We start from the raw sequence: 25981 nt of genomic DNA, 5'->3' as shown, positions 1-25981 counted from the left end.
GGGCGATCTTGTCCGGGTCCTACGGGCGCACTACTGTCGAGTCCCGTGCAGGAGGAGCCGGGAGGGACCGCGCCCTGGCCGCGGCGCGGCCTCGGGACCCTCGTCGGCTGTGCGACCGCCCTGCTGGGCGCGCTCCACTTCCTCGTCGCCGGCGTGGCCCTCGGACCGTTCCTGCTGTGGCCGCGCACCCGGGCCGCGGCTCTGCGGATCCTGATGGCCGGCGCCCGGCGCCTGGCCGGCCTCGAACGGCTCCGCCGCTCCGCCTTCTTCGGTGACCGCTTCCCCGGCCGGTACCAGGCCTCCGACCGGAAGATCCTGCGCTACCTCGGGGTCCGCGCCGCCACGGGACTGCTCTGCGCGGTGGTCGTCGGACTCCTCGTCTTCGGTGCCGTCCTCGCCGGGCTCCTGGTCCACGGAGCCGTCCGGGGCACCCTCGGCCGGTACGAGCTGCTCGGCCAGGTCCTGCTCGGCGGGGTGCTCCTCTTCCTCGACCTCCAGGGCCTGTACTCGCTGGCCGCGCTCGACGCCCGTACCGCCCGTGAGTGCTTCGGTCCCTCCGAGCGGGAAATACTCCGGCGCCGGATCGACGAACTCGCCGCCAGCCGGGCCGCGGTCGTCGAGGCCGTGGACGCCGAGCGGCGGCGCATCGAGCGCGATCTGCACGACGGGGTCCAGCAGCGCCTGGTGGCGCTTTCGATGCTGATCGGCCGGGCGCGCCGGGGCCGTGACCCCGGGCAGGCCGACGCGCTGCTGCTCCAGGCGCACCAGGAGTCCCAGGGCGTGCTGACCGAACTGCGCGAGGTGGCCTGGCGGGTGTATCCGTCGGCCCTGGACGGTCTGGGGCTTGAGGAGGCGATCGGCGGGGTCGCCGAACGCTGCGCCATCCCGCTGCGGACCCGCTTCGAGGTCGGCGCACCGCTGCCGCGGCCGGTGGAGACCGCCGCCTACTTCGTGGTGTCGGAGTCCGTGACGAACGCGGCCAAGCACTCCGCGGCCTCGGCAATCTCGGTGGCGGTGGTGCTCGACGGGACACGGCTCACCGTCCGGGTCGAGGACGACGGCACGGGCGGCGCGGACGCGACCGGCGGCGGGCTGACCGGCCTGCGCAGCCGGGTGGCCGCGCTCGACGGCGTCCTGCACATCCACAGCCCCCTCGGGGGACCCACCACCGTCACCGCGGAGCTGCCGTGCGCGTGATCCTTGCCGAGGACTCGACCCTGTTGCGTGAGGGCCTGGTCAGACTGCTGGCCGAGGAGGGCCACGAGGTCCTGGCCGCGCTGGGGGACGCGGTGACGCTGCTGAAGGAGGTCGAGGAGCGCCGGCCGGACATCGTCGTCGTCGACATCCGGATGCCCCCGACCCATACCGACGAGGGGCTGCGGGCGGCCGTCGCGATCCGGGAGCTCTTCCCCGAGGTCGGCGTGCTCGTCCTCTCCCAGCACATCGAGCGCGCCTACGCCGCGCAGCTCCTCGCGTCGAACGCCGAACGGGTCGGCTATCTCCTCAAGGACCGGGTCGGGCAGGTCGAGGAGTTCCTCGACGCCCTGGAGCGGATCCACGCGGGCGGGGCGGCGATCGACCCGGAGGTCGTACGGCAGCTGGTCGTACGGACCACCCGCGCCGACCCGCTGGCCCGGCTCACTCCCCGGGAGCGCACGGTCCTGGAGGCGCTGGCGCAGGGGCACACGAACACGGCCATCGCGGGAAAGCTGCACATCTCCCTGAGCGCGGTGGAGAAGAACCTCAACGCCGTCTTCGACAAGCTGGAGCTGTCCCGCACCAGCGGCTACAGCCGACGGATCCTGGCGGTGCTCCGCTACCTGGAGTCGTAGGCCGGCCGCGGGGGCGGGACGGTGAGGAGCCTCAGCGACGCCACTCGGCGAGGACTTCTTCGGTGTGCTCGCCGGGCAGCGGAGCCTGGCCGGGGGCTTCGGCGGGGGTGCGGTCGAAGCGGGACGGCGGCGCGGGCTGCAGTGCGTCCCCGACGCGTACGAAGGCCTGGCGGGCGGCCAGTTGGTGGTGCTCGGCGGCCTCTGCGGCGGTGAGGACCGGGGCCACCCCGGCGTCCACCGCGTCGAAGAGCTTCACCCAGTGTTCCCGGTCTCGGGTCGCGAAGCGGGCGGCGATCAGTGCGCGCAGCGCGGGCCAGCCGCTCGGGTCGGCGCGGTCGGGCAGCCCCTCGGCGTCGGTGAGGCCGAGCTGGTCCAGGAGGCTCTGGTAGAGCCGGGGTTCGATGGCGGCGACGGCGAGGTGGCGGCCGTCCGCGGCGCGGTAGAGCGAGTAGTGCGGGGCGTCCGTGACGGTGTGGTTTCCGGGCACCTCCCGCCATTGGTGGATCAGGGTCGAGATCAGGGCGGCGCCGTCCGCGAGCGCGGTGTCGACGACCTGGCCGCGGCCCGAGCGTTCCCGCTCGTGGAGCGCGGCCAGCAGACCGTGGACGTGCGCGTTGGCGCCGCCGGCGAAGCTGGAGAGGTACGCGGTGGGCGGCGGCAGCGGGTCTCCGGTGGCCGGGTCGGTGTCCAGGGCGCCGGTCAGGGCAAGAACGGTCAGGTCGTGGGCGGCGCGTCCCGCCCACTCCCCCTCGCTGCCCCAGCCGCTGAGCCGCCCGTACACCAGGCGCGGATTGCGGACCAGAGCAGGACCGGGGCCGATGCCGAGGCGGTCGGCGACGCCGGGGCGGAAGCCCTCGACCAGGATGTCGGCGTGCTCGGCGAGCGACAGGGCCTGCTCGGCCCCGACGGGGCTCTTGAGGTCCAGGGCGACCGAACGGCGACCGCGGGAGAGCGGGTTCTCGGGCGGGCGCGGGGCGTCGGGGCCGGGAGCGGTCCCGGGGGCCCGGTCGACGCGTACGACATCGGCGCCCAGACCGGACAGGACCGTGCCGACGAAAGCGGTGGGCGCCGAGCCCGCGAATTCCAGAACGCGTACTCCCGCCAGCGGTCCTGCCATGGCCAACTCCCTCGCGTAGAAAGGCTTTCGAGGAAATCCACGCTATGGCGCGACGGGACCTACGTGACTGCGGAGATCCGTAGCGTACGGAATTCGGGGGCGGCCGAGACTGGGGGAATTCCCCTTCTCCGAACCGAAAGGCCCGCGACATGGCCGTCGTCTACACCGCCGAGGTCACCTCCACCGGAGACGGGCGCAACGGCGCCGTGCGCTCCTCCGACGGGCTGCTCGACCTTCCGCTGTCGAGTCCCAAGGCCGTGGGCGGCTCCGGTACCGCCACCAACCCCGAGCAGCTCTTCGCCGCCGGCTACGCCGCCTGCTTCCACAGCGCGCTCCGGGTCTCCGCCCGCGAGTCCAGGGTCGCCCTCGCGGACGACACGGTCGTCGCCGAGGTCGCGCTGCACAAGGAGGAGAGCGGATTCCGTCTGTCGGTGGTGCTCACCGTCGAACTGCCCGGGCTCGACCCCGCCGAGGCGCGGCGGCTCGCCGACGCGGCGCACGGGCGCTGCCCGTACTCCAAGGCGATCCGGGGCAATGTGGAGGTGCGGGTGAACATCGTCGCCTGATCCGTTCTCCGCGCTCACGCGGGGAAAAGCCCCCGTGGTGTTTCCACGGGGGCTTTTCTCGTGCCCGAAGACGTACCGCTCCGCCGTCAGGGCTTCGCCGCGGCCGCTGCCGCCGCCGCTGCCGGAAGCGCCTCGACCACCCGGCCGATCGCCGTGTCGTCGTGGGAAGCGGAGACGAACCAGGCCTCGAACGGCGAGGGCGGCAAATAGACGCCCCGGCGCAGCAGCTCGTGGAAGAAGGGCCGGTAGCGGTACGACTCCGTGGCGCGGACGCCGTCGAAGTCGACGACCTCGTCCTCGGTGAAGAACACGGAGAACATCGTCCCGGAGTACTGGAGCCGGTGCGCCACGCCCTCCTTGGTGAGCGCGGCGGACACCTCGCGGCCGATCGTCCCCGACACGTGGTCGAGCCGCTCGTACACCTCGGCGGTGCTGTGCCGGAGGGTGGCCAGACCCGCCGCGGTGGCGACCGGGTTCCCCGAGAGCGTGCCCGCCTGGTAGACGGGACCCGCCGGGGCGAGGTGGGCCATGACGTCCGCGCGGCCCCCGAAGGCCGCCGCGGGGAAGCCGCCGCCCATGACCTTGCCGAAGGTCAGCAGGTCGGGGGCGACGCCGTCCCGCCCGTACCAGCCGGCGCGGCTCGCGCGGAAGCCGGTCATCACCTCGTCGGAGATGAACAGCGTCCCGTGCCGGGCGGTGATCTCCTTCAGGCCCGCGTTGAAGCCGGGCAGCGGAGGGACGGCGCCCATGTTTCCCGGGGCGGCCTCCGTGATGACGGCGGCGATCTCGTCGCCGATCTCGGCGAAGACCTTCTCGACGGCGGCCAGGTCGTTGTACGGCAGGACGATCGTGTCGCTCGCCTGGGCGCCGGTGACGCCCGGTGTGTCGGGCAGCGCGAAGGTGGCGAGGCCGGAGCCGGCCGAGGCGAGCAGCGCGTCGACGTGACCGTGGTAGCAGCCCGCGAACTTCACGATCTTGCCGCGGCCGGTGAAGCCGCGCGCCAGGCGGATCGCCGACATCGTGGCCTCGGTGCCGGAGCTGACGAGCCGTACCTGCTCGACCGGGGCGACCCGGTCGACGATCTCCTCGGCGAGCTCGACCTCTCCGGTGGACGGAGCGCCGAAGGACGTGCCGCGTTCGAGGGCACCGGTGACGGCCTCGACGACGGCCGGGTGCCGGTGCCCGAGGATCATCGGGCCCCAGGAGCAGATCAGGTCGACGTACTCGTTGCCGTCGCTGTCGGTGAGGTACGGGCCCTGGGCCGAGGCGATGAAGCGCGGGGTGCCGCCGACGGCCCCGAAGGCGCGGACCGGGGAGTTGACGCCGCCGGGGGTGACCCTGCGCGCGCGCTCGAAGAGCGCCTCGCTGCGGGTCGTCGTTCCGCCGCTCATCGGCCGGCCTCCTCGGGGGCTTCGTGGCTGAGAGCGGCGTCCAGGACGACGGCGCCCCGCTCCAGGACGCGCACGGGGTTGAGGTCGAGGGCGAAGCCCGCCGGCCAGTCCTGGACCAGTTCGCCGACGGCGTGCAGCAGCTCGGCGGCGGCCCGCACGTCCACGGCCGCCCGTCCCCTGGTGCCGGCGAGTATCTTGGCGCCGCGCAGCCCCGCGAGGAGTTCGGCGCCCTCCCCCGGGGCCAGCGGCAGGAGCCGGTGGCCGACGTCGTCCAGGACCTCGGTGAAGATCCCGCCGAGGCCGGCGGTGAGCACGGGCCCCAGGTCGGTGGTGTGGACACCGACGATCAACTCGACTCCTTCTCCGACCAGTTCCTCGACGAGGACCTGTCCGCCGAGCGCGGCGAGCCGGCCGAAGACCTCCGGCGCGGTGTCGGCGGTGACGCCGATCTCGACGCCACCGGCCTCCGTCTTGTGGAGCAGGCCCGGCACCACGGCCTTGAGCACCGCCGTACCGCCGACCTCGGTCACGGCGCGGGCCGCGTCCTCCGCGTCCTCCGCGATACGGCCCCGGGGCACGGCGATCCCGGCCTCGGCGAGGAGCCGCTTCAGCTCGGGCTCCGAGGCGTCGACGCCGGGGCCGGGAACGGTCCCGGGGCGCGGGGCGTCGGGCAGCACCCGGGGACGGCTGACCTCCCACAGGGCGGCGGCGGCGCGCAGCGCGCGGGCGGGGGTCGGGTACTCGGGGAGCCCGGCCTCGCGCAGGTCGCGCGGGGCGTCGGGGGCGAGGAAGTCGGCTCCCGTGCGGGCGACGAGGATGGGCTTGCCGCCCTTCAGGGCGGCCCGGAAGAGGGCGTTGACGGCCTTCTCGACGTCGGGGCCCGCCATCACGCAGAAGGCGGCGACGATGATGTCGACGGTGTCGTCGGCGATCAGGACGTCGAGGGAGCGGTCGAAGAGCGAGGGGTCGCTGAGGACCGTGGCCGTGATGTCGACGGGGTTGTCGATGGCTCCGAAGGCGGGGACGATCTCGGCGAGCGCCTCCTTGCTGCGCGGTTCGAGGGCGCTGAGTTCCAGGCCGTGCGCCTCGACGGCGTCGGCGGCGAGGATGCCGGATCCGCCGGAGGTGGTGACCACGGCGACCCGGTTGCCGGTGGGGCGCCGCTCGGACTCGAAGACCCGTGCCACGTCGAGCAGTTCGTCGATGTCGTCGACCCGGACGATGCCGAGGCCGCGCAGGGCGGCGTCCAGGACGCGGTCGTCGGTGGCGAGGGCCCCGGTGTGCGAGGCGGCGGCGCGGCCGCCCGCCTCCGTACGGCCCGACTTGAGCAGGGCGACGGGCTTTCCGGAGCCGGCCAGCTCGCGCAGCGTCGCGATGTCGGGGGTGTCCTCCAGGTAGCCGAGCAGACCGGTCACTTCGGGCACAGCGGCGAGCTCGCGGAGGACTTCGAGTGCGGTGACGTCGGCGTCGTTGCCGGTGCTGACCACCCAGCCGGGGCGCAGGCCCCGCTCCAGGGCGAGGCTGGCGGCGCCGAAGCCGAGGGCGCCGCTCTGGCTGACGAAGGCGAGGGTGCCGGGTTCGAAGGGCACGGACTCGGCGCCGAAGAGGGGGCTGAAGGTGGCGAGGACGCGGTTCTCGTACCCGACGGCTCCGATGCAGTTGGGGCCGATGATCCGCAGGCCGCCGGCACGCGCCTTGGCGACCACCTCCGCCTGGAGGCGGGCGCCCTCCTCGCCGGTCTCGGCGAAACCGGACGAGGCGATGACGGCGAGCTTGACGCCCGCGGCGACGCAGTCGTCGACGGCGCCGGGGACGCGCTCGGCCGAGACCATGATCAGGGCCAGGTCGACGGGGCCGGGGGCGTCCTTCACGCTGGGGTACGCGGGGATGCCGAGGATCTCCGGTGAACGCGGGTTGACCGGCAGGACGCGGCCCTTGTAGCCGTACCGGAGGAGGTAGTCGAGCGGCTTGCGGCCCAGGGCGCCGGGGCGCTCGCTGGCGCCGATGACGGCGATGGATCCGGCTTCCCAGAGAGCCGAGATGTCACTCATGCGATGGCCTCGATCTTGTTGTCGGTCGTGCTGTTCGTGGTGTGCGTGGTGTTCACGTCGTTCGTGGGGGTGTCGGTGGTGGTGCCGGTGGTGCCGTCCTCCGCCGCCGCGAAGAGGCGCGCGAAGGCGGCGATGTGCCGGGCTCCGTCCGGGTCGGCCGCCAGCTCCCGCACGAGGACGGTCGGCTGATGGAGGGCCTTGTCGACGATGCGGCGCACGCTGCGGTCGATCTCCTTCCTGACCGCGCTGTCGACGCCCTCCAACCGCCTTTGCAGTCGGTCGAGTTCGGCCTCGGCGGCCTCGGTGGCGGCCGCCCGCAGCGCGGTGAGGACGGGCTTGGCGCCCGCCAGGCGGAGACCGGTGCGGAACCGGGCGACCTCCGCGTCGATCAGCTCGTGCGCGGCCTGGACGCTGGCCGTGGAGATCTCGTCCTCCTGGCCCTCCTCCGCGATCCGGCGCAGGTCGACGAAGGTGACGCCGGGCAGTCCGGCCGCGGCGGGCGCGATGTTGTGCGGCAGCGACAGATCGAGCAGGAACAGTTCCCGGCCGTCCCGGGCGGCGAGCGCCTCCTCGACGTGCCGTGCGGTGACGAGGTGGCCGGTGGCGGCCGTCGCGCCGACCACCACGTCCACCTCGGTGAGCAGCCGGGGCACGTCCGTCAGGTCGTACCCCGCTCCCCCGCCGGTCTCGGCGAGGCGCTGTGCCTTCTCCGGGGTGCGGTTGGCGACGTGCACCCGGTCGAGGCCGGAGCGGCGCAGCGCGGCCACGACGACTCCGGCGAACGCTCCGGCGCCGATGACCAGGGCGGTCTTGCCGTGCAGGGAGCCGGCCGAGCCGATCCGGCGCTCGAAGAAGCCGAGTCCGGCGGTGGCGAGCGAGCGGCCCGCCTCGTTGAGTCCGGTCTCGTTGCGGGCCCGCTTGCCGACCCGCAGGGCCGTCTGCACGGCCTTGGCGAGGACCCGGCCGGTCCGGTCGAGCCGCTGGGACCGTTCGAGGCCCAGTTTGACCTGGCCGAGGATCTGGTCCTCGCCGACCACCACCGATTCGAGGCCGGAGGCCACGGCGAAGAGGTGGCGTACGGCCCCGTCGGCGTGGTGGCTGTAGAGGTGGGGGGCGATCTCCTCGTGGTCGACGCCGGTGTGCCGGGCGAACAGCGCTCCGAGCCCTTCGAGTTCGGAGGGTCCGCCGGCTCCGGAGGAGCCGACCCGGGTCTCGGCGTAGATCTCCAGGCGATTGCAGGTGGAGACGACGACGGCGGCGTCGATGCCGTCGACGGAGGTCACGTCGGAGACGAGGTCCTCGGTGGGCCGGTCGGTCCCGGCGAGTCTCTCCAGGAGGTCGAGCGGGGCGCTGGCGTGGCTGATGCCGAGGACCAGCATGGTGGAGGACGCGGTCACCGGGTCACCGGTCCAGGCTCTGGGCGAACTCGGAGGCCCAGTACGTGATGATCTGGGTGGCGCCCGCGCGGTGGATGGAGGCAAGGCTCTCGCGGACGACCTGGTCGCGGTCGATCCAGCCCTTGGCGGCGGCCGCCTCGACCATGGAGTACTCGCCGGAGACCTGGTAGGCGGCGACGGGCACCTGCACGTGGTCGGCGATGAGCCGGACGATGTCGAGGTACGCGAGCGCGGGTTTGACCATCACCAGGTCGGCGCCCTCGGCCACGTCCAGCGAGACCTCCAGGAGGGATTCGCGGATGTTGCCGGGGAACTGCTGGTAGCCCTTGCGGTCGCCGCGCAGGGTGGACTCGACGGCGTCCCGGAAGGGGCCGTAGAAGTGCGAGGCGTACTTGGCGGAGTAGCCGAGGATGGCGACGGACTGGTGGCCGGCCCGGTCGAGGGCCTCGCGGATACGGCGCACCTGGCCGTCCATCATGCCGCTGGGGGCGACGATCTGGGCGCCCGCGTCGGCCTGGACGACGGCAGCCCGGGCGTACAGCTCGATGCTGGCGTCGTTGTCGACGTCGCCGTTCGCGTCCAGGACTCCGGTGTGCCCGTGGTCGGTGTACTCGTCGAGGTTGATGTCCCCGATGATCACGGTGGAGTCGCCGACCTCGGCGACGACGTCGCGCAGGGCGACCTGGAGGATGCCGTCGGGGTCGACGGCACCGGTGCCGGTGGGGTCCTTCTGCTCGGGGATGCCGAAGAGGATCAGTCCGCCGACGCCGTTGGCGACCGCTTCGGCCGCGGCCTTCCTGAGGGTGTCGCGGGTGTGCTGGAAGACGCCCGGCATGGACGGGATCTCCCGGGGCTCGCCGAGGCCCTCGCGGAGGAAGAGGGGCTGGACGAGGTTGGCGGGGCCGACCCGGGTCTCGGCGGCGAAGCGGCGCAGCGCGGGCGTCCGGCGCAGGCGGCGGGGGCGGTAGTAGGGGGCGGCGGGGTCGGTGCCGGCGATGTTGCGGCCGTAGGCGGCTTCGTACGTCATGGGCGTGGCTCCCTGGAGGGCGTGGCGGCGTGCGAGTACGAGTACGGGTGCGGGTGCGCATACGGGTGCGCGTGCGTATGGGGGTGCGGGTGCGTATGGGGGTGCGGGTGCGGGGCGTGAGGGGCGCGCGGCGCGGTGGACACGGCATCTCCTAGAGGGCCTCGCCCAGGAACACCTGCTCCAGGTGCTTGGCCACGGGCTCCTCGGGGCGGCTGAACCAGTAGCCGTGGCCGCTGCGCTGGAAGAGCTTCAACTCGCCCAGCTGCACGAGGGTTTCGGCGAGTTTGACGGCGAGTCCCGCCGGGTCGATCACCGGGAGTCCGTGCAGCTCGTGGATGCCGAGGTGCCAGAGGATCTCGTTGGGGATGCCCTCGGCGGGGATGATGACCTCCGCCCCGGCGCGTGCGGCCCGCTCGGCGGCTGCCGAGTACACCTCGACGAACTCGTCGAAGTCCCCTTCGAGGGAGCGGTGCACGGAGTCCCAGCCGCCGGGGACGACCTCGTAGGAACTCAGCGAGGATTCGAGGCGGTACTGCCGGATGTTGGCCCGGATGGGCTCCTCCAGGGGCGGCATGAAACCGAGGACGCCGAAGCGCTGCCCGGTGAGCGCGGACAGGAAGAAGGCCGTCTCGCCGTAGCCGAGGGTGGGGATGGAGGCGAGGTGCCGGGCGTCGCGCAGGCCGGGGTCCTGGCCCGCGGCGATCACCCAGGCGTCGTAGCCCTCGCGCTCGGCGACGAGCGCCGACTCGGAGAAGTGCCGGCTGAAGAGCACCTGCGCGGAGTGGTGGCCGACGAGCCCGAACGGTGTGCGGTCGGGGTACGTGTCGGCCGGCAGGGTCTTGATGTCGACGGTGGTGCCGGGTGCGGCGATCGCGTCCAGGTGTTCGCGGTACCACTGGTCGAGCAGCGGCAGGCGTCCCTCAACGGTGTGCTTGTGAAACCAGATCCGCATGCGCCTCACCTTTCGGGGGTCGTGTCAGGGGTCGTGGTGCGACGTCGAGAAGTGATGCCTTGAGCAGGTAGTCGGTCGCCGAGCGGGGGTCGGCGGCGGTGCGCCTCAGGGAGGCGAGCCGGGCGGGGAGTTCGGCCGCGCTGTCGAGTCCGGCCGTGCGGGCCTCGCTGCGGGGGATGACCGCCGTCTCGACGACGGAGCGGCGGCGCCCGAGGGCCGTGTCGAGCGGTGCCTCGTCCGGCCCTTCGCCCCGCAGCACGGCGGCGAGGGCCCGTCCCGTCTCCACGGCGTCGTGGATCCCGCAGTTCATGTTCAGGCCGCCCGCGGTGGAGGTCAGGTGGGCCGCGTCCCCGGCGAACAGCACCCGGCCGGCCCGGTAGCGGGGCAGCAGGAACCGTGCGAGCCGGTAGGTGTGGGCGTCGGCGACGCGCACGGCCCGTCCGGCGGCGCCCGGCAGGGCCTGCTCGACCCTGGCCCGTACGGCCTCCGGCGTGAGGACCTCGTCCCGCGCCACCCCGTTCGGGATCCGGAAGATCAGTCGCCAGTGGTCGGGCATGCCGAGCGCGCTGAACGAGGCCCTCGGGTCGCGGACGTACGCGAGCGGGGCGAGCCCGGGGAGCAGCTCGTCGAGCGGTGACTCGGTGACCACGCGGAGGGCGTAGTCGGGGTACTCCTCGGCCGTGCCGGGGAGCCCGGCGAGTTCACGGAGGCGACTGCGGCTGCCGTCGGCCGCCAGGACGTACGGGTGACGGCTGACGGTCCCCCGCCCCGCCGCGTCTTCGGTGCGGAGCCGCACCCCGTCGCCGGTGTCCTCCGCTCCGGTGACGGTGGCCCCGAACCGTATGTCGGCGAGGCCGGTCGCGGTGAGCCGGTCGAGCAGCAGCGGGGTGAGCCGGGCCTGTTCGACGTGGAGCCGGTACGGGTGCGCGGTGTGCCCGGCGAGCAGGGCGTAGTCCAGTTCGGCGTGGACGACGCCGTCCAGGTCGCGCCACTGGACGCGGTCGACCGTACGGCCCTGGCGGCGCAGGGCGACGGCGACGCCGAGTTCGTCGAGGAGGTCGAGGGTGGACGGGTGGAAGGTGGACGCGCGGGACTCGGTGGCCGGCGCGTCCCTGGACTCCACGAGGGTCACCGGGACCCCGGCCTCGGCGAGGACGAGGGCGGCGGTCAGACCGACGGGGCCTGCGCCGACGACGGCGACGGTGCCGACGGAGGCACGGGAGGCACGGGAGCCGCTCACGACACGGCCAGCGCGTCGCGCCCCGCGGTGTCGTCACGGCCGGTCCGCTCCGCGAGCCTGCGCAGCAGCGGGTGCGCGTCCGGGCCCGTGGCCGGGAGCCCGAGGGTGTCGCGGGCCCACCAGGCGCTCGCCAGGTTGGAGGTGAGCAGGGTGCGTCCGCTGTCGCGGCCCAGCTCGGCGAGGGCGTCGAAGGTGAACATGCCGGTGCCGGTGAACAACAGCGTCGCGTCCTCGGGGAGTTCGGCCTCCCGGACCTGGGCGACGAGTTCGCCGGTGGTCACGTCGTACGGCGAGAAGCGGGCGCCGGCCCGGACCTTGACCACCCGGTCGACCGCGAGTCCCGCGGACTCCCAGTAGGCGCGGGAGAGTTCGGTGAGCCAGGGCTCGTACGGCGAGACGAGGACCAGCCGCTCCGTACCCACCGCCCGCGCGGTGTCGAGAATGGCGAGGGCCGCTGACCGTACGGGTGATCCGAGGCGCTCGGAGAGTTCCGCGCAGAGGGCCAGGTCGCCGTCCGGCGTCAGAAGGTAGTGCGAACCGGTGCAGGAGACGACGGCGGCGTCGAGACGCAGTCCGCCGAAATTCCCCAGCACTTCGGGGAGCACGTCGTTGTACGTCTCGAGCCGGCCGCGCAGGTCTTTTCCGGGGAGCACCGGAAATCGCGAGGTGTGGACATGGAAAGCGGGGCTGACGAGGCTGCCGATCTCGGGTTCGGCCGCGGCGTTTCCCGAAGGAACCACCACACCGAGTCGCGGCGCCGAATGCAGAGCCATGAACGAGTCTCTCCCATCCGTCGGTGCCATTGACATCACCGTACGATCCCGACGGGCTGTACATCGATACGGGATTCCGCACCCGCGGCTTGATCCGGCACCGGGATTCACGCAAAAAGAACGGCGCCGCACCGTATTACGGTGCGGCGCCTCCGAAAAGCTGAATTCAGTGGGCGCGGGCGGCTTCCGCTTCTGCTTCGGCCACGAATTCGTCGATCTTCGCCCGGCGGGTGAGAGCGCCGTTCACGGCCCAGTTCCCCTCCGGGATCTCGTTGACGACGACCCAGACCACGGCGTCGGAGCCCGTCGCCTCCCTCGCCTGCCGGGTGATCTCCACGGAGAGGGTCTCGTTGCGCTCGGGGGTGAGGAAGCCCTCCAGGGGCGTGACCACGACCAGGACCCCGGGGGGCGTGCCGGCCCCGGTGGTCGCGAGCCCCTTGGCGGCCTCACGGACGTACACCCAGGTGGCGGAGGCGAAGAAATCCGTGTGCGGCAGCCCCATGGCCGTCAGCACGGAGTCGGCGACCCGCTGCTGCAGGACCTGCGCCGCAGCCTCGGAGAGGGCGCCCTCGGGAACGGTTATCTCGACCAGCGGCATGGTGACTCCCCATCGTGTGCGTGTGGTGTGGCGGACCGGTCAGAGGGCCGGCGCGGCTTCGAAGCGGCCGATGGCAGCGGCCAGTTGGGCGCGGCGTCGGATGTCGAGCTTGCGGTAGATGCGGGTGATGTGCAGCTCCACGGCCCGGGTCGACACCGTGAAGGAGTCCGCGATCTGGCGGTTGGTCAGACCGTCGAGCATCATCGTGGCGATGCGCCGCTCGTGGGCGGTCAGCCCCTCACGGGTGCTCGGCGGGGCGAGCGGTGCGACGGGCGCCGGGACGCCCCGACGTATTCGCTCGTGGGTCCCGGCCCCGCCGGTGGTCCGCTCCAGGCCCGCGAGCACCGCCTGCCCCATGGTCGCGTTCCATTCCCTGACCCGTACCTCTCCGATGAGGTGGGCCTGCGCGTACGGGTCGGCGTACAGGACCCGTAAGAGTGCGCGGCGGTCGCGGGCCTCACAGACCAGGAGTTCCCCGCTGCCGTCCCGCCAGGGACCGCCGCCGAGCAGGATGCCGTGCGCGGCCATCCTTTTCCAGTAGGTCCGGTGAGCCTCTCCGAAACTCAACCGGTCCGTCTCATTTCCACGGAAGACGAGTTCGACGACAAAAGGCACGTACGACTCCCCCACAAAGGCCGGGTGTTTCCGTATATGACGCTACCATCCGTCACCCGTACCATTAATGAACACAATGTTGCGGCCGACCGCCCGGCATTTCCGAGGGAATGGCGCGCACCCGGCCGCCGAAAACGGCCGGGTATCGCCTTGCGGTGCCGATTTTCGACGGTGGCCGGCTATCGGCTCCGATCGGCCGCCACCGCGGCCGGTACGGAGGCGGCCGGGGGCTGCGGCTCGGGTGCGGGGCGCGGCTTGCGCCGGAGCAGACCGGTGGCCGCGAGGACCGCCACCGCCCCGAGCCACACGGTCCAGCCGAGCGGCTCGTTCAGCACGACGGCGCCGAGGACGACGGCCACCGCGGTCATCAGGTAGGTGACGGTGGAGGCGACCGTGGGCCCGTCCTTGATGATCAGCTCGAAGTTGAGAAGCGCGGCGAAGCCGGTGCAGACCACGCCGAGGACGAGGACGGAGATCACCGAGTCGGTGCGCCAGGTGACGGTCTGGAGTCCCAGGAACGGGAAGGCGGCCAGGAGCAGCACGGTGGCGGCGCCGAGCTGCCCGCCCGCGAGCATCAGGGGCGGGACGCCCTTGCCGACGAGGAATTTGCCCATGTACGCGAAGCTGGCGCCGAAGCTGATGGAGCCGAGGACGAAGCAGAGGATGCTCCAACCGGTCCCGGCGGAGGCGGAGTTCCAGGGAGAGGCGATGAGCGCGGTGCCACCGAGGCCGAGCAGCACCCCGCCCGCCTTGAAGCCGGAGACCTTCTTCTCCTGGCCGAGGAGCAGGGCGGCGGCCAGGGTCCAGATCGGCGCGCTGCCGTTGACCACGGCGGCGACGCTGCTCGATCCGGCGATCTCCCCCTGGGCGTACAGGGTCCACGGGACGGCGTTGCCGAGGAGGGCGGCGACGGTCAGATGGCCCCAGGTGGCCGGATCCTTGGGCAGTCGGAGGCCCTTGGCGTACCCGATGGCGAGGATGACGACGGCGCCGAGGGCGAGCCGGATCAGCACCATCTGCACGGGTGAGAAGCCGTACCCGGCGATCTTGATCCACAGGAAGACGGAGCCCCAGATGAGGCTCAGCGCGGCCAGCCGCGTGTACGTGGCTTTGGACATGGGTGTTCCGCTCCAGGAGGAGAGAAGGGGGAGAAGCAGGGGGTGCGCGGGGCGGTCCGCGGTACGGGTTCGAGCCTCGCACCGGCGGCCGGGCCGGTCCAGCAACGGCTTGTGGACGGTACCGTCCACGAGCCGTGGCGAATCGCGTTCCGCCTGGTCAGCCGGGCGTGCGAATCGCTCTGCCTGGTCAGCCGGGCGGGCGAATCGCTCCGCCTGGTCAGCCCGCGACGGCCGCCGTGGCCGCGGTGCGGAGCGCGTCCAGGACGGCGGCGATCTCCGGGGAGGTCTGGCTGCCCTCGCGTACGGCGGCGAAGACCGTGCGCGAGGGCGCCAGCTCGCTGAACGCGCGGATCGTCACTTCGGGCCGCGGCGCCGGCTTGGCGAGCCGTGGCACCAGCGCGACCCCCAGGCCGAGCCGTACCGCCGCGAGCGTGGCGTCCCAGTCGCCGATGGCGTGGGAGGCCTGCGGGGTGAACCCGGCCGCCGTGCACGCGGCCACCCCGATGTCGTGACAGAGGCCCGTGGTGGCGAAGATCCAGGTCTCGTCGGCGAGGTCGGCGAGGACGAGCCGCTCGCCGTCCAGGAGCCGGTGGCCTTCCGGCAGGGCGATGTCGAAGGGGTCGTCGCAGAGCGGGACCCGGTGGAACCGGCCGTCGGGGCGGCCGTCCTGCGCCGCCGTGCCCGGGGCGCGGGCCGTGTCCAAGGCGCGGGCGGTGTCGGCGGAGATGACCACGTCCGCCTCGCCGCGGTGCAGCAGGGAGAAGCTCTCCGGCGGGTCGACCTCGGCGAGCGAGGTCCGCAGCAGCGGCCGGGTCTCGCGCAGCCGGGCCACGGCGGGCAGGATCAGCGCCGAGAGGGTCGTGGAGAATCCGGCGATCGCCACCTCGCCACGCTCGCCGCCCCGGTGGGCGGCGAGTTCCGCGCGGAGCTGCTCGACCTGGGTGAAGACGACGTCGGCGTGCCGGAGCACGATCCGTGCCGCCGCCGTGAGCCGCAGCCGACGCCCGGACGGTTCGGTGAGGGGGACGCCCAACTCCCGCCCGAGGGCGCTGATCTGCTGCGAGACGGCCTGCGGGGTGAGGTGGAGGGCGCGGGCGGCCGCGCTGACGGTGCCGCGCTCGCTGAGTTCCCTCAGCACCCGCAGCTTCCGCAGGTCCGGATCGGTCATGTCGCCTGCCCCCGTACCCTGCCGTGCCGCTCCCGCTGCCGCCGTCCGGTCATCGTACGCAGCCGGCGTCCACGTCGATGACCTCCTTGACCAGTGTCTCCAGCACGTCGAGGTCGCGGGCGGTGCGGCCCGGCTCCCGCCGGTCGCCCGGGTAGGTGGGGTCGAGGACGACGGCCCGCGCGCCCAGGTCCTGGAGCAGTCCGAGGTCGTCGGCGATCTGGTCCCGCGTGCCCTCGCCGAGGAGCCGCCCGTGCCCCAAGGGGCGTGACGTGAGCCGGAGTTTGATGCGGGGGCAGACGTCGGGCACGGGCAGTTCCTGTTCCTCGGCGACCCGGCGGAGCGCCGGAAGGCCGACGCCGATGAGCCAGTCACCGGTGACGGACGTGGGGTGCCAGGCGTCGCCGAGGCGGACGGCCCGGCGGAGCGCGCCGTGGCTGTGTCCGCCGACCCACACGGGCGGGCCCGGCCGCTGCACGGGAAGCGGTCCGGTGTGCAGGTCGCGGAAGGAGACGTGGGCGCCGTCGAAGGAGGCGACCTCGTCCGCCCAGCAGGCCTTGATCGCGGCGAGGTACTCGTCACTGATCGCGCCGCGCCTGCGGTACGGGACGCCGAGTGCGGCGAACTCCCCCGCCGCCCAGCCGGCCGCCGCGCCGAAGACGAGCCGGCCGTTGCTGAACCGGTCGATGTTGGCGGCGACCCGTGCGGTGTGCACGGGATGGCGGTACGGGAGGATCGTCACCGTCGTGCCGAGGCCGACGGTCCTGGTGACCCCGGCGAGCCAGGCGAGGGTCGCGAGGGGGTCGTAGAACGGGGCGGGGAACAGGTGCTGCACGTCCGGGGTGAGCGCCACGTGGTCGGAGACCATGGCGTAGTGGTAGCCCATCGACTCGACCCGCAGCGCCCAGTCGGCGAGCGCGTCGGGGGTGGCCTCCGGCCCGTAGTTGGGCAGATTGACGCCGAACTTCATGGGGCGTTCCTTTCCGGGGCCCCGGCCGCGGTCGCGTCCGCGGCTCCGGCCCCGTGGGCGTGTTCCGTGGTGGGCCGGCCGGTCCTGGCCTCGCGCCGGGCGAGCGCGGGCACGGCCGTGAGATGGAGGAGGACTCCCGCGCACGCGACCCCGGCGGCCAGGAGCGGGAGCCGGCCTGCATCGAGCCCGTGGGCGAGGGCGAGGCCGCCGAGCGCGGAGCCGACGGCGCCGCCCAGGTAGGTGGCGGAGCTGTTGAGGCCGACGGCGGCCGCGCCCCCCTGGGCGTCCGGGCCGAGGAGCCGGTGCTGCTGCGGCACGACGAAGGCCCAGCCGACCGCGCCCCAGACCACGAGGGGCAGCAGGACGAGTCCGGGTACGGCGCCGGCCCACGGCAGCAGGGCCAGGGCGCCGCCGAGGGTGCCGAGCAGGGCGACGGCGAGCAGGGCGGGCTTGCCCGTCCGGTCGACGAGGGTGCCGGCGAGGAGGCTGCCGCAGACGCCGCCGATGCCCCAGACCCACAGGTACGGCACCACGCTCCCGATGCCGGCGACGCGGTGCAGGACCGGCTCCAGATAGGTGTACAGCCCGAGGCCGGCGACGGTCTGGGTGAAGGTGACGGCGACGACCACGGCCACCCGGGGCCGGGCGAGGGCGCCGAACCTGGCCCGCAGCGAGGGCGCGGCAGCTCCCCGGACCGGGGGGAGGGCGCCGGCGACGCCGAGCAGTGCGGCCACGCCGAGTGCGGTGATCAGCCAGAGAGCCGCCCGCCAGCCGTGGGCGGCCGCGACGAGCAGTCCGAGCGGCACGCCGAGGACGGTGCCCGCGCTCATCCCGCCGAGGACCAGGCCGAGGGCCCGGCCGCGCCGCTCGGGCGGGACGAGCGCGACGGCGGCGGTGGCCGCCGCCGGGGTGAAGAGGCCCGCCGCGGCCCCGGCGAGGGCGCGGGTGCCGAGAAGCCCGGCGTACGAACCGGTGAGCGCGGTCCCGGCGTTGGCGAGGACGAAGACCACGAGGGCGGTCACCAGGACGGTACGGGTGCCCCAGCGGGCGAGGACGGCCGAGAACAGGGGCGCCGCCAGGGCGTAGCAGAGGGTGAAGGCGGTGACGGACTGGCCGGCGAGGGAGACGGAGACGTGCAGGTCGGCGCCGATGGCGGGGAGGAGTCCCGCCATCGCGTAGGCGTCGGTCCCCATGGCGAAGGAGCCGAGGGCGAGCAGGGCCACCGCGCGCGTGCCGCCCATGGTCCCCCCGAGTCGCTGATCCGCGTACGTCCTGTCGATCCGTCCCGCCGACGCTACTGACCGGCCGTCCCGCTCGCAGCGGTCGACGCCGAAGAGGGTTCGGGGTTCCGCAGCCTCGGGCCCCCGGTCCGCTCGAATCGGCCGGTCACCTGCCTACCGTGGATCTCCGCAGGAACCCCAGGAGGGAGTCCACCGTGCTCGACCTGTCCGTCATCAACGCGATGTTCCCGCCCGATCTCCCCGAACCGGCCGACTGGGAGCGGCGGTTCCGGCCGCGCGCCCTTCCGGCGGGTGCCGAGGTGACGCGCTTCGCCCCGAGCCCCACCGGACATCTGCACATCGGCGGTCTCTACACGGCGGCCGTGGCGCGCGCCCTGGCCCACCAGTCGGGCGGCGTGCACGTGCTGCGCGTCGAGGACACCGACCGCTCGCGCCGGGTGGCGGGGGCGGCGGAGGAGTTCTCACGCCTCCTCGGCGCCTTCGGGCTCGCCCCCGACGAGGGCGGGACCGCCGGGGACGGCGATTGGGGCCCGTACCTCCAGTCGGAGCGCCGGGACGTCTATCTCAGCCATGTGCGGGAGCTGCTGCGCCGGGGCCGCGCGTATCCCTGCTTCTGCGCGAAGGACCGGCTCGCCCGGAGCGCGGAGGAGCAGCGCGCGGGCCGATCGCCGCTGGGCTACTACGGCCGGTGGGCGCCGTGCCGGACGGCCGCCCCCGAGGAGGTGGCGCGTCGGCTCGCGGCGGGCGAACCGTACGTGGTGCGGTTCCGCTGCCCGTACGAGTTCCCCGGCCGGGTCCGTTTCGCGGACCGCATCCGCGGCTCCGTCACCATGCGGGACAACGGCAACGACATCGTGCTGCTCAAGTCCTCGCGGGAGGAACTCCCGCTGCCGACCTACCACTTCGCGCATGTCGTGGACGATCGCCTGATGCGGGTGTCGCTCGTGGTGCGCGGCGAGGAGTGGCTCTCGTCGACGCCGGTCCATCTGCAGCTGCACACGGCACTCGGCTTCGAGCCGCCCGCGTACGCGCATCTCGCGCCGCTGATGAAGGCCGAGGGGCCCTCGCGTCGCAAGCTCAGCAAGCGCAAGGACCCCGAGGCGTCGGTGGACTACTACCTGACCGCCGGCTATCCACCGGCCGCGGTACGGCACTACCTGCGAGGTCTGGCCAACATCCGGCTGATGGACGTCCCCACGTCCCAGGCGCTGGCCGCCCCCGTCCGCCTCGACGGGATGCGCCCTTCGGGCCCGCTCCTCGACCTCCCCAAACTGCAGTCGCTGAGCCGGGAGTTCATCGCCTCGCTCGCCGCGGACGAGCTGTACGACCAGCTCCTCGCCTGGGCGGAGGAGCACGATCCGGAGCTGGCGTCGGTCCTCGTCCGCCACCGGGGGCTCGCGCTCGCCGCCGTGGCCACGGGCCGCCCCGAGGGCGCGCCGGCCCGGAAGGACCTGGACCGCTGGTCCTGCTTCCGCGATCGTTACGGCTTCTTCTTCACGGAGCTCTTCGGTCCGCCGCCGGCCGCCGACGACGACCGCTACGGCGGCCTCGCCCCGGATCTCGTACGCCGGATCGCGGCCGACTTCGCGGCGGCGGTGCGGCAGGCGGTGGGCGCCGGGACGCCGGAGCGGTGGCTCGCGGAGCTCCGCGAGCTCGCCGGGCGGCACGGCTACGCGCCGGACACGGCGGCCTGGCGCCGGGATCCGGGCCGCTGGGCGGGCCCGCCGAGGGACGTCGCGAACGTGGTCCGGGTCGCGTTGACGGGCGCCACCCGCAGCCCCGACCTGTTCGCCGTGGCACGGGTCCTGGGGGTGGAGGAGGTGGTGCGCCGCCTCACCGCCGTGGCGGGGTGAGGCGGGCGCGGTCCCTCACCGCCGTGGCGGGGTGGGGCAGGGGCGGTCCCGCCGGGTCAGTCCAGCGGCATGCTCCGGTCCGATGACCGCACACCGGGAGCCGTCGGCGCGGGGATCTTGAGGAGCCCCTTGTCGCTGGAGCTCGCGGGCGCGTCCGCGCCGACCGGGGTGGTGGCCATCGGCCGGGCGGCGGTGCAGCGCTGCTTCTCCGCCTCCGACATGGGTCCGGTGCGCTGGAGCAGCCGGTCGGGCACGGCCCGCGAGGGTCCGTCGATGACGGCGTGCAGCCGGTAGTCGTCCTTCTTGCTGACGAACCAGCCCTCGACCCGCTCGCGGCTGGGCTGCATCTCGACCCAGCTCACCTCGCCGGGCTGGATCTTCTCCACGACGGTCCGCTGGTCGCTGCTGAACCACTGCCAGGGCCGCTGCCAGCCCTTCTCGTAGGCGAGGGCGAACTGGGTGGCCATGGGCCGCTCCTTGACCCGCTTCTCGTCCTCCTCGCGAACGCCCGAAGTGGGCAGCCTGGCCACCTCGTTGAGCGCCAGGTTGGCGTCGGCGTAGGTCTGGGAGACGCTGTCGTGCCCGCGCTCGGCGTAGGACAGGAGCCGGGAGTGTTCCAGGGTGTTGCGGGTGCAGTTGACGAAGGCCTCGCCGATGACCCGTGCCCGGTCGTAGTAGCGGAAGGAGGTGCGGGTGTCCGGCCGGAAGGTGCAGGCGTTCTCGCCGTTGCAGGCGGCGGCCGCGTTGTGGAGGGTGCTCTCGCGTTCGTTTCCCTTGTACGCCTCCGAGGTCCCGAGCGCCGTCTTGTCGACGGTCTTGTCGAGGGCCGGCGGGACCTCGACCGCGCGGATGCGGGCGATCATCGGCGAACAGGTCACGTGCGTACGGGAGTCGGTGACCTTGGAGGTGAAGGTGAGCAGCGGCTCGTTCTCGCTCGCGGTGAAGACGTAGCTGCGGGCGGTCCAGCGGCCGGTGCCGGGCTTCCCCTTCGTACGGTCGGGGTCCGTGGCGGTGGTGACCTCCCGGACGGGGCCGCCGGAGCCGCCGACGGTGTACGGCTGTCCTTCGACGACCTGTTCGCCGGTGCACTCCTTGGAGACGGCGGGGCTGTCCTCGTAGCTGACGGTGACGCGGGCTCCGGCCCGGACCCCGCGCAGCCGCTGCTGGAGGGTGTTGCCGTCCTTCTGGAGGGCGACGCCGTGGGAGCTGTCCGAGCGGCCCGAAGCGGTGGGCGAGTAGCGCTGGTTGAGGCCGGTCCAGGATTCGATGCCGACGGTGGTGGGGCCGTCGCCCTTCATGACCGGTTCGGCGAAGTCGCCGTTGAGGACGGGGACGGCCTGGGACGCCGGAGCGGCCTGTGCCGCGTACGCGAGTGGCACGACGGGCAGCAGCAGTCCGGTGGCCCCGAGGACGACGAGGGCCGGGAGCACGGTGCGGTTCATGGTGGTTCTCCCCCGGGTCAGGAAGCGTCGGCGGGCAGGTTGACGACGTGCTTCGGAGCCGCGCCCGGAGGCACCGCCCGCGCGGCCGGGACCTCGGCTGCGGAGACCGGCCCGGGACCGGGAGCCGGAGCGGGACCGGGACCGGGAGCCGGGGCGGGAGCGGGGGCGGGAGCCGGGGCGGGAGCGGGGGCGGGGGGCCGCGTACCGCTGCAGGTGCCGGCGGGGGCGGCGTACGTCTGGGCGATGAACATGCTGCTGGTGACCATCGACGGGCTTTCCACGGCGATGCCCATGATCCGCGCCCCGGTGTCGGCGACGAGGTTGCCGACCACACGTCGTATGGCGGCGCTCGCACCGAAGACGAGCATGTCGTGCGCCTTGACGGTGGACTTGTAGACGGTCGTCTCGGTGTTGTCGACGGTCCAGGACTTGGAGTACGTGGCCTTGAACGCGGCCTCGAAGGCGAGCTTCGCGCTCATCGATCCGGCCGCCTTGGCTCCGCCGGCGACGCTGATCTTGGTGCCGTTCGTCGAGGTCGGCCCGTCCTTGAGGTTGGGCGTCTTGGTCTCGCTGCTGTTGTCGTTGGAGAGGTTGGTGGTGACCTCGCCGGAGGCGGTGACGGAGCCCTCGGCGGTGATCTTCCCGGAGATCTCCCCGCCGATGTTGTCGGTGCTGCTGGTCCTCAGGGTGACGGTCCGGTCGACCGCCATGTCGCTCTGGGTGCAGTTGACCACGGCGTTGCCGAGCGACTTCACGGTGGTGGCGTACTCGCGGCCCAGCTTGCGGTCGATGGCGAAGGTGCAGGCGGAGCGCTTGGTGTCGCAGTACCTCAGGACGTCGGCGACCTTGGCCGGGCGCCCGTCGGCGGTGAGGGCGCGGGCCACGGGGGGCTCGCCCGGCCCCCCTTCGGAGGCGGCACCGGCGGGCGGCGCGAGGGAGACGGCGGCGAGGCCGACGAGCACAGAGAGGGCGGGCAGCAGGGCGGCGCGGCGATGGCACGCGGGCATGACGGGGGATCCCTTCGGGACGGAGGGGAGGCGGAGGGGACAGGGGACGTGCGCGGGGTGCGGCTCAGCTGCCGAGGAGGCTGCAGAGCTGGTCGACCGGGAAGGGGGACTGTCCCGGGTCGGTGGAGCCCTGCGGCAGCGAGCCGGGGAAGGACGCGCAGGTCGAGGTCACGGCCTGGGCCGCGTTGTTCGCCGGCTCGGGCTTGTTCGAGGAAATGGTCTCGGTCATGTCCTTGAGGCCCTTCTCCTCGGCGGCGCCCTTGCCGCCGGTCAGCTTGCTCATGCAGGAGGACGAGTCGGGCGGACACTCTTCGAGCTTCTTCTCCGCGGCCTTGATGTCCTTGTCGGCCTTGGTGGCCGCCTCCTGGTTCTTCTTCTGCTGCTCCTCGATCTTCTTCGCCTCCTTGGCGTTGGCCTCCTTGTCCTGCTGGTCCTGGCAGACCTGGTCATCGGGCTTGCACTCCTCGCCGTACGCGGCGGGGGCCAGGGGGAGGGCGAGGGCTGCGGCGAGGAGGGCGACGGTCAGCACACGACGGGGCGACGCCTTCGACACGGGCATGGGGAACTCCCTTGGGACGGGGGGTGGTTGGCTGGCTCGGCCAGGGACGCCAGGGGCGGACAGGGGACTGTCCTCAAGATCACCGAGCGCAGACCGACGCTAACCGCAGGGGCCCCGGCGCCCCGGCAGGACACACGGCGCGGCGTGCCCGCCGGGGGCCGCTCACCACTTCGGCGGAGCGCACTCGGATCCGCGGCGAGGGGCCGGCCGGGGGTGTCCACGAGCCACCTCCCCGACATGCCGGTCCACCCGTTCGTAGGGATTCGGGGGTACGGGTGAGAGCGCGGGCGACCGGGCACGGCGGGGCTCCTCACTCCCCCGGCCGCCGCCGTTCGGCGGCCCGCCGGGACGCCCCGGACGAGCCGGCGGAAGGGGTGCTCCGGGGCCGAGTGCGCCCCCTGGACTCCCGCCCCGAACGGAGGTCCGACAAACGGGTGTTTCAACGCTTTCCGCTCGCCATGGTGATCGTTTTCGGACAGTCTGCTCCTGTGCCCGGCGGCCCGTCCCGGCCGCCGCACCCGGCCGTGGGCGCCCCATGCCCAGAGGCCCGGCACACCGTGTTCGCATGACCCGCGCCCGGCCTCGTACGCCTCCGCCCTCCCCGCGGACGCCACGGTCCGGACGCCGCGCTCCCGTATGTCCCCGTCGAAGGAGAGCAGAGCCATGTCCCGTTCACGAACCCTCCCCCCGCGCAAGGCATCGCGCACCCGGCCCTTCGCCGCCGCGGTCCTCGCCACCGCCGCCCTCGCCGCCCTCCCGGCCCTCGCCCCCGCCGCCCAGGCCAACGAGGGCAACCCGACCGTCCTGAGCTGGGGCGCGGGCCGCACAGGCCAGCTCGGCAACGGCACCCTCGGCGACAGCCTCAGCCCGTCCTCGGTCACCAGCCTCTTCCGCGGCGACGTCGACCAGATGTCGGCGGGCGGCACCTCGTCCGCCGACTCCTTCGCCCTCGCCCGCACCGACAAGACGGTCAAGTCCTGGGGCCACAACTCCTCCGGCCAGCTCGGCAACGGCGGCAACGCCAACCAGACCGTGCCCACCACCGTCCCCCGCCTGACCAACATCAAGGACATCGCGGCCGGCGGGCGGCACGCCCTCGCCCTCGACACCAGCGGCCAGGTCTACTCCTGGGGGGACAACGCCTACGGCCAGCTCGGCAACAACCGCACCGGCGACAGCCGCACCGTCCCCGACCGCGTCCAGGGCATGCCCAAGGTCAAGCAGATCTCGGCCGGCTGCGACTTCAGCCTCGCCCTCCTGGAGAACGGCAAGGTGTACGCCTGGGGCCGCGGCATCCACGGCCAGCTCGGAACCGGCAACCGCGCCACCAGCTCCGTACCCCGGCAGGTCGAGGACCTGAAGGAGATCGTGGAGATCGACGCCGGCTGCCACCACGCCCTCGCCCTCACCTCCGACGACACCGTCAAGGCCTGGGGCTACAACCTCTACGGCCAGCTCGGCAACTCCAGCACCAAGAGCTCGACCCTGCCGGTCGACGTCGACTGGGTGGAGGGCGTCTCCGACATCGAGGCGGGCGCGCACCACAACTACGTCAAGACGAGCGACAGCCACGTCTGGGGCTGGGGCAACAACCAGTACGGCCAGCTCCTGGAGTCCGACGAGGCCTTCGACTCCAACGTCTCCCGCACCAACCGCACCGCCCCCGTCGAGATCCCGCGCCTCGAAGGCGTCCAGCACCTCGCCGCGGGCGCCCGGCACGGCGTCGCCGTCACGGCCGACGACATCTTCGCCTGGGGCCACAACGGCGAGGGCCAGCTCGGCAACGGCACCACGGTCTCGCGCTACGAGTCGGTGAAGATCCTCAACGAGGGCTCGGCGATCAAGGCGGTGGCGGTGTCACTCGGCGGCAACACGACGTACGCCTACTGAGCGGGCGGGTACGTCATGACGTACACCTGCGTCCGGCCCCTCGTCGCCCTGATCACGCTCCTCGTGGCCGGTACACCGGCCGCCGCCGAACCCAGCGACCCGTGGGTGCGCTCCTGGGGACTCAACTCCGCCGGCCAGCTGGGCGACGGCTCCACGCTCGACCAGTGGACCCCGTCCGCGGTCAAGGGCCTGGCCTTGGCCGATGTGCGTGAGCTGGGCGGTGGCGGGGGCAACAACGTCAACTCGTTCGCCGTCGCCCTCCTGAACGACGGCACCGTCCAGTCCTGGGGCGGCAACAGCAACGGTCAACTGGGCGACGGAACGACCACCGGCCGGCCGTTCCCGGCGACGATCGCCGGTCTCTCCGGTGTCTCCGAGGTGGCGGCGGGGGTCCATTTCGCCTTCGCCGTCCGAGCGGGACGGGTCCTGGGCTGGGGTGACAACGCCTTCGGTCAGCTCGGCAACGGCAGTGCGGAGGCGGCGACGCGCCCGGTAGCGGTCCAGGGCCCGAACAAGGTGAAGGACATCGCGGCAGGCTGCTACCACACGGTGGCCCTGCGCGAGGACGGCACCGTGTGGACCTGGGGCCGGAACACCGACGGCCAGCTGGGCATCGGCTCCGCCACCGACCAGAACACCCCGAAGAAGGTCCCGGGACTCACCGATGTCGTGGCCGTCACCACCGGCTGCTATCACAGCCTCGCGCTCACCGCCGACGGAACCGTGAAGGCCTGGGGCCGGGGAGCGTACGGCCAGCTCGGCAACGGCGCCACCGACTCCAGTCCGACCCCCGTGCACGTACGGCACCTCGACGGAGTCGCCCACGTCTTCAGCGGCGGCCACCACAACCTCGCCGTCCTGGACGACGGCACCGTCCGCGCCTGGGGCTGGAACACGGCGGGGCAGCTCGGCGACGGCACCACCGTCGACCGGACGACTCCCGTCCCGGTCCCCGCACTCGACGACGTGACCGCCGTCGCCGGGGGCTGGAAGCACACGATCGCCGTCCTCGCCGACGGGTCCGTCCGGTCCTGGGGCGACAACAGCTCCGGCCAGCTCGGCGACGGCACCACCACAAGCTCCCTCACCCCGGTCACCGCCCTGCCCCCGGGCAGCGGCACGACCCGCGTAGCGGCCTCCACCGTCTGGCAGACCAGCTACGCCTACTGACCCGAAA

The 25981-nt window shown here is 73.1% G+C and carries 23 protein-coding genes; 6 read left to right on the top strand and 17 right to left on the bottom strand.

Annotated features, from left to right (window positions below; translation table 11 throughout):
• Positions 1 to 45 precede the first annotated feature (45 nt).
• A complete protein-coding gene (locus IO20_RS0110335) occupies positions 46 to 1197 on the top strand; it encodes a sensor histidine kinase (protein WP_030548143.1) in 1152 nt (383 codons plus the stop codon).
• Positions 1188 to 1832 carry a response regulator transcription factor gene (locus IO20_RS0110330; RefSeq protein ID WP_030548142.1) on the top strand — a complete coding sequence of 215 codons (645 nt, stop codon included), beginning with the start codon at positions 1188 to 1190 and terminating at the stop codon, positions 1830 to 1832. Before IO20_RS0110335 ends, IO20_RS0110330 begins: the two co-directional genes overlap by 10 nt.
• Positions 1833 to 1863: 31 nt before the next feature.
• Here IO20_RS0110330 and IO20_RS0110325 read toward each other — a convergent pair whose 3' ends face one another.
• Positions 1864 to 2949 (bottom strand): CaiB/BaiF CoA transferase family protein, encoded by a 1086-nt coding sequence (locus tag IO20_RS0110325; protein ID WP_030548141.1) that lies wholly within the window; start codon positions 2947 to 2949, stop codon positions 1864 to 1866.
• 149 nt (positions 2950 to 3098) lie between these two features.
• Here IO20_RS0110325 and IO20_RS0110320 point away from each other — a divergent pair, with 149 nt between their 5' ends.
• On the top strand, positions 3099 to 3515 hold the full coding sequence (locus IO20_RS0110320) for an organic hydroperoxide resistance protein (protein WP_030548140.1): 417 nt from the start codon (positions 3099 to 3101) through the stop codon (positions 3513 to 3515).
• A gap of 86 nt (positions 3516 to 3601) precedes the next feature.
• Here IO20_RS0110320 and hemL read toward each other — a convergent pair whose 3' ends face one another.
• From hemL to IO20_RS0110255, 13 genes are all read right to left on the bottom strand, one after another.
• The gene (gene hemL, locus IO20_RS0110315) at positions 3602 to 4906 is read right to left on the bottom strand and encodes a glutamate-1-semialdehyde 2,1-aminomutase (protein ID WP_030548139.1); all 1305 of its coding nucleotides are present in this window, start codon (positions 4904 to 4906) and stop codon (positions 3602 to 3604) included.
• The gene (locus IO20_RS0110310) at positions 4903 to 6957 is read right to left on the bottom strand and encodes an acetate--CoA ligase family protein (RefSeq protein ID WP_030548138.1); all 2055 of its coding nucleotides are present in this window, start codon (positions 6955 to 6957) and stop codon (positions 4903 to 4905) included. The genes hemL and IO20_RS0110310 overlap by 4 nt, the downstream gene beginning before the upstream one ends.
• Positions 6954 to 8354, bottom strand: a complete 1401-nt coding sequence (gene hemA, locus IO20_RS0110305; RefSeq protein ID WP_078945910.1) for a glutamyl-tRNA reductase — start codon at positions 8352 to 8354, stop codon at positions 6954 to 6956. The genes IO20_RS0110310 and hemA overlap by 4 nt, the downstream gene beginning before the upstream one ends.
• A gap of 4 nt (positions 8355 to 8358) precedes the next feature.
• The gene (hemB, locus tag IO20_RS0110300) at positions 8359 to 9381 is read right to left on the bottom strand and encodes a porphobilinogen synthase (protein ID WP_106978543.1); all 1023 of its coding nucleotides are present in this window, start codon (positions 9379 to 9381) and stop codon (positions 8359 to 8361) included.
• Positions 9382 to 9532: 151 nt separating this feature from the next.
• Positions 9533 to 10333 (bottom strand): aspartate/glutamate racemase family protein, encoded by an 801-nt coding sequence (locus IO20_RS0110295; RefSeq protein WP_030548132.1) that lies wholly within the window; start codon positions 10331 to 10333, stop codon positions 9533 to 9535.
• A complete protein-coding gene (locus IO20_RS0110290) occupies positions 10302 to 11573 on the bottom strand; it encodes an FAD-dependent oxidoreductase (RefSeq protein WP_030548130.1) in 1272 nt (423 codons plus the stop codon). Before IO20_RS0110290 ends, IO20_RS0110295 begins: the two co-directional genes overlap by 32 nt.
• Entirely contained in the window at positions 11570 to 12346 is a 777-nt protein-coding gene (locus IO20_RS0110285) for a maleate cis-trans isomerase family protein (RefSeq protein ID WP_051874343.1), read from the bottom strand. Before IO20_RS0110285 ends, IO20_RS0110290 begins: the two co-directional genes overlap by 4 nt.
• A gap of 166 nt (positions 12347 to 12512) precedes the next feature.
• Complete coding sequence (locus IO20_RS0110280) at positions 12513 to 12944, bottom strand: tautomerase family protein (RefSeq protein ID WP_030548126.1); 432 nt, start codon at positions 12942 to 12944, stop codon at positions 12513 to 12515.
• A 39-nt stretch (positions 12945 to 12983) separates the two neighbouring features.
• Entirely contained in the window at positions 12984 to 13559 is a 576-nt protein-coding gene (locus IO20_RS0110275; RefSeq protein WP_037635154.1) for a LuxR C-terminal-related transcriptional regulator, read from the bottom strand.
• Positions 13560 to 13738: 179 nt separating this feature from the next.
• Positions 13739 to 14677 (bottom strand): DMT family transporter, encoded by a 939-nt coding sequence (locus IO20_RS0110270; RefSeq protein ID WP_030548122.1) that lies wholly within the window; start codon positions 14675 to 14677, stop codon positions 13739 to 13741.
• Between the two features lie 217 nt (positions 14678 to 14894).
• Positions 14895 to 15845 carry a LysR family transcriptional regulator gene (locus IO20_RS0110265; protein ID WP_030548120.1) on the bottom strand — a complete coding sequence of 317 codons (951 nt, stop codon included), beginning with the start codon at positions 15843 to 15845 and terminating at the stop codon, positions 14895 to 14897.
• A gap of 49 nt (positions 15846 to 15894) precedes the next feature.
• Positions 15895 to 16812 (bottom strand): TIGR03619 family F420-dependent LLM class oxidoreductase, encoded by a 918-nt coding sequence (locus tag IO20_RS0110260; protein WP_030548118.1) that lies wholly within the window; start codon positions 16810 to 16812, stop codon positions 15895 to 15897.
• Entirely contained in the window at positions 16809 to 18053 is a 1245-nt protein-coding gene (locus IO20_RS0110255; protein ID WP_030548117.1) for an MFS transporter, read from the bottom strand. The genes IO20_RS0110260 and IO20_RS0110255 overlap by 4 nt, the downstream gene beginning before the upstream one ends.
• 194 nt (positions 18054 to 18247) lie before the next feature.
• Here IO20_RS0110255 and IO20_RS0110250 point away from each other — a divergent pair, with 194 nt between their 5' ends.
• Positions 18248 to 19906, top strand: coding sequence for a glutamate--tRNA ligase (locus IO20_RS0110250; RefSeq protein ID WP_030548115.1), 1659 nt, complete (start codon positions 18248 to 18250; stop codon positions 19904 to 19906).
• Between the two features lie 56 nt (positions 19907 to 19962).
• Here the strand turns inward: IO20_RS0110250 and IO20_RS0110245 are convergent, their stop codons facing one another.
• The 3 genes from IO20_RS0110245 to IO20_RS0110235 all read right to left on the bottom strand — a co-directional run bounded on the left by IO20_RS0110245 (position 19963) and on the right by IO20_RS0110235 (position 22914).
• A complete protein-coding gene (locus IO20_RS0110245; protein ID WP_030548113.1) occupies positions 19963 to 21348 on the bottom strand; it encodes a hypothetical protein in 1386 nt (461 codons plus the stop codon).
• 17 nt (positions 21349 to 21365) lie between these two features.
• Positions 21366 to 22355 carry a hypothetical protein gene (locus IO20_RS0110240; RefSeq protein WP_030548110.1) on the bottom strand — a complete coding sequence of 330 codons (990 nt, stop codon included), beginning with the start codon at positions 22353 to 22355 and terminating at the stop codon, positions 21366 to 21368.
• 64 nt (positions 22356 to 22419) lie between these two features.
• Positions 22420 to 22914 carry a hypothetical protein gene (locus tag IO20_RS0110235; RefSeq protein ID WP_030548108.1) on the bottom strand — a complete coding sequence of 165 codons (495 nt, stop codon included), beginning with the start codon at positions 22912 to 22914 and terminating at the stop codon, positions 22420 to 22422.
• Positions 22915 to 23577: 663 nt separating this feature from the next.
• Here IO20_RS0110235 and IO20_RS0110230 point away from each other — a divergent pair.
• Entirely contained in the window at positions 23578 to 24804 is a 1227-nt protein-coding gene (locus IO20_RS0110230; protein ID WP_030548106.1) for an RCC1-like domain-containing protein, read from the top strand.
• 15 nt (positions 24805 to 24819) lie between these two features.
• Positions 24820 to 25974 (top strand): RCC1 domain-containing protein, encoded by a 1155-nt coding sequence (locus tag IO20_RS0110225; RefSeq protein WP_030548104.1) that lies wholly within the window; start codon positions 24820 to 24822, stop codon positions 25972 to 25974.
• Positions 25975 to 25981: the final 7 nt, after the last annotated feature.

Source organism: Streptomyces exfoliatus (assembly GCF_000725545.1).
In the GTDB taxonomy this organism is placed as follows: domain Bacteria; phylum Actinomycetota; class Actinomycetes; order Streptomycetales; family Streptomycetaceae; genus Streptomyces; species Streptomyces exfoliatus.
The sequence above is the reverse complement of the archived record's forward strand: the minus strand, read 5'-3'. Positions and strand labels throughout refer to the sequence as shown.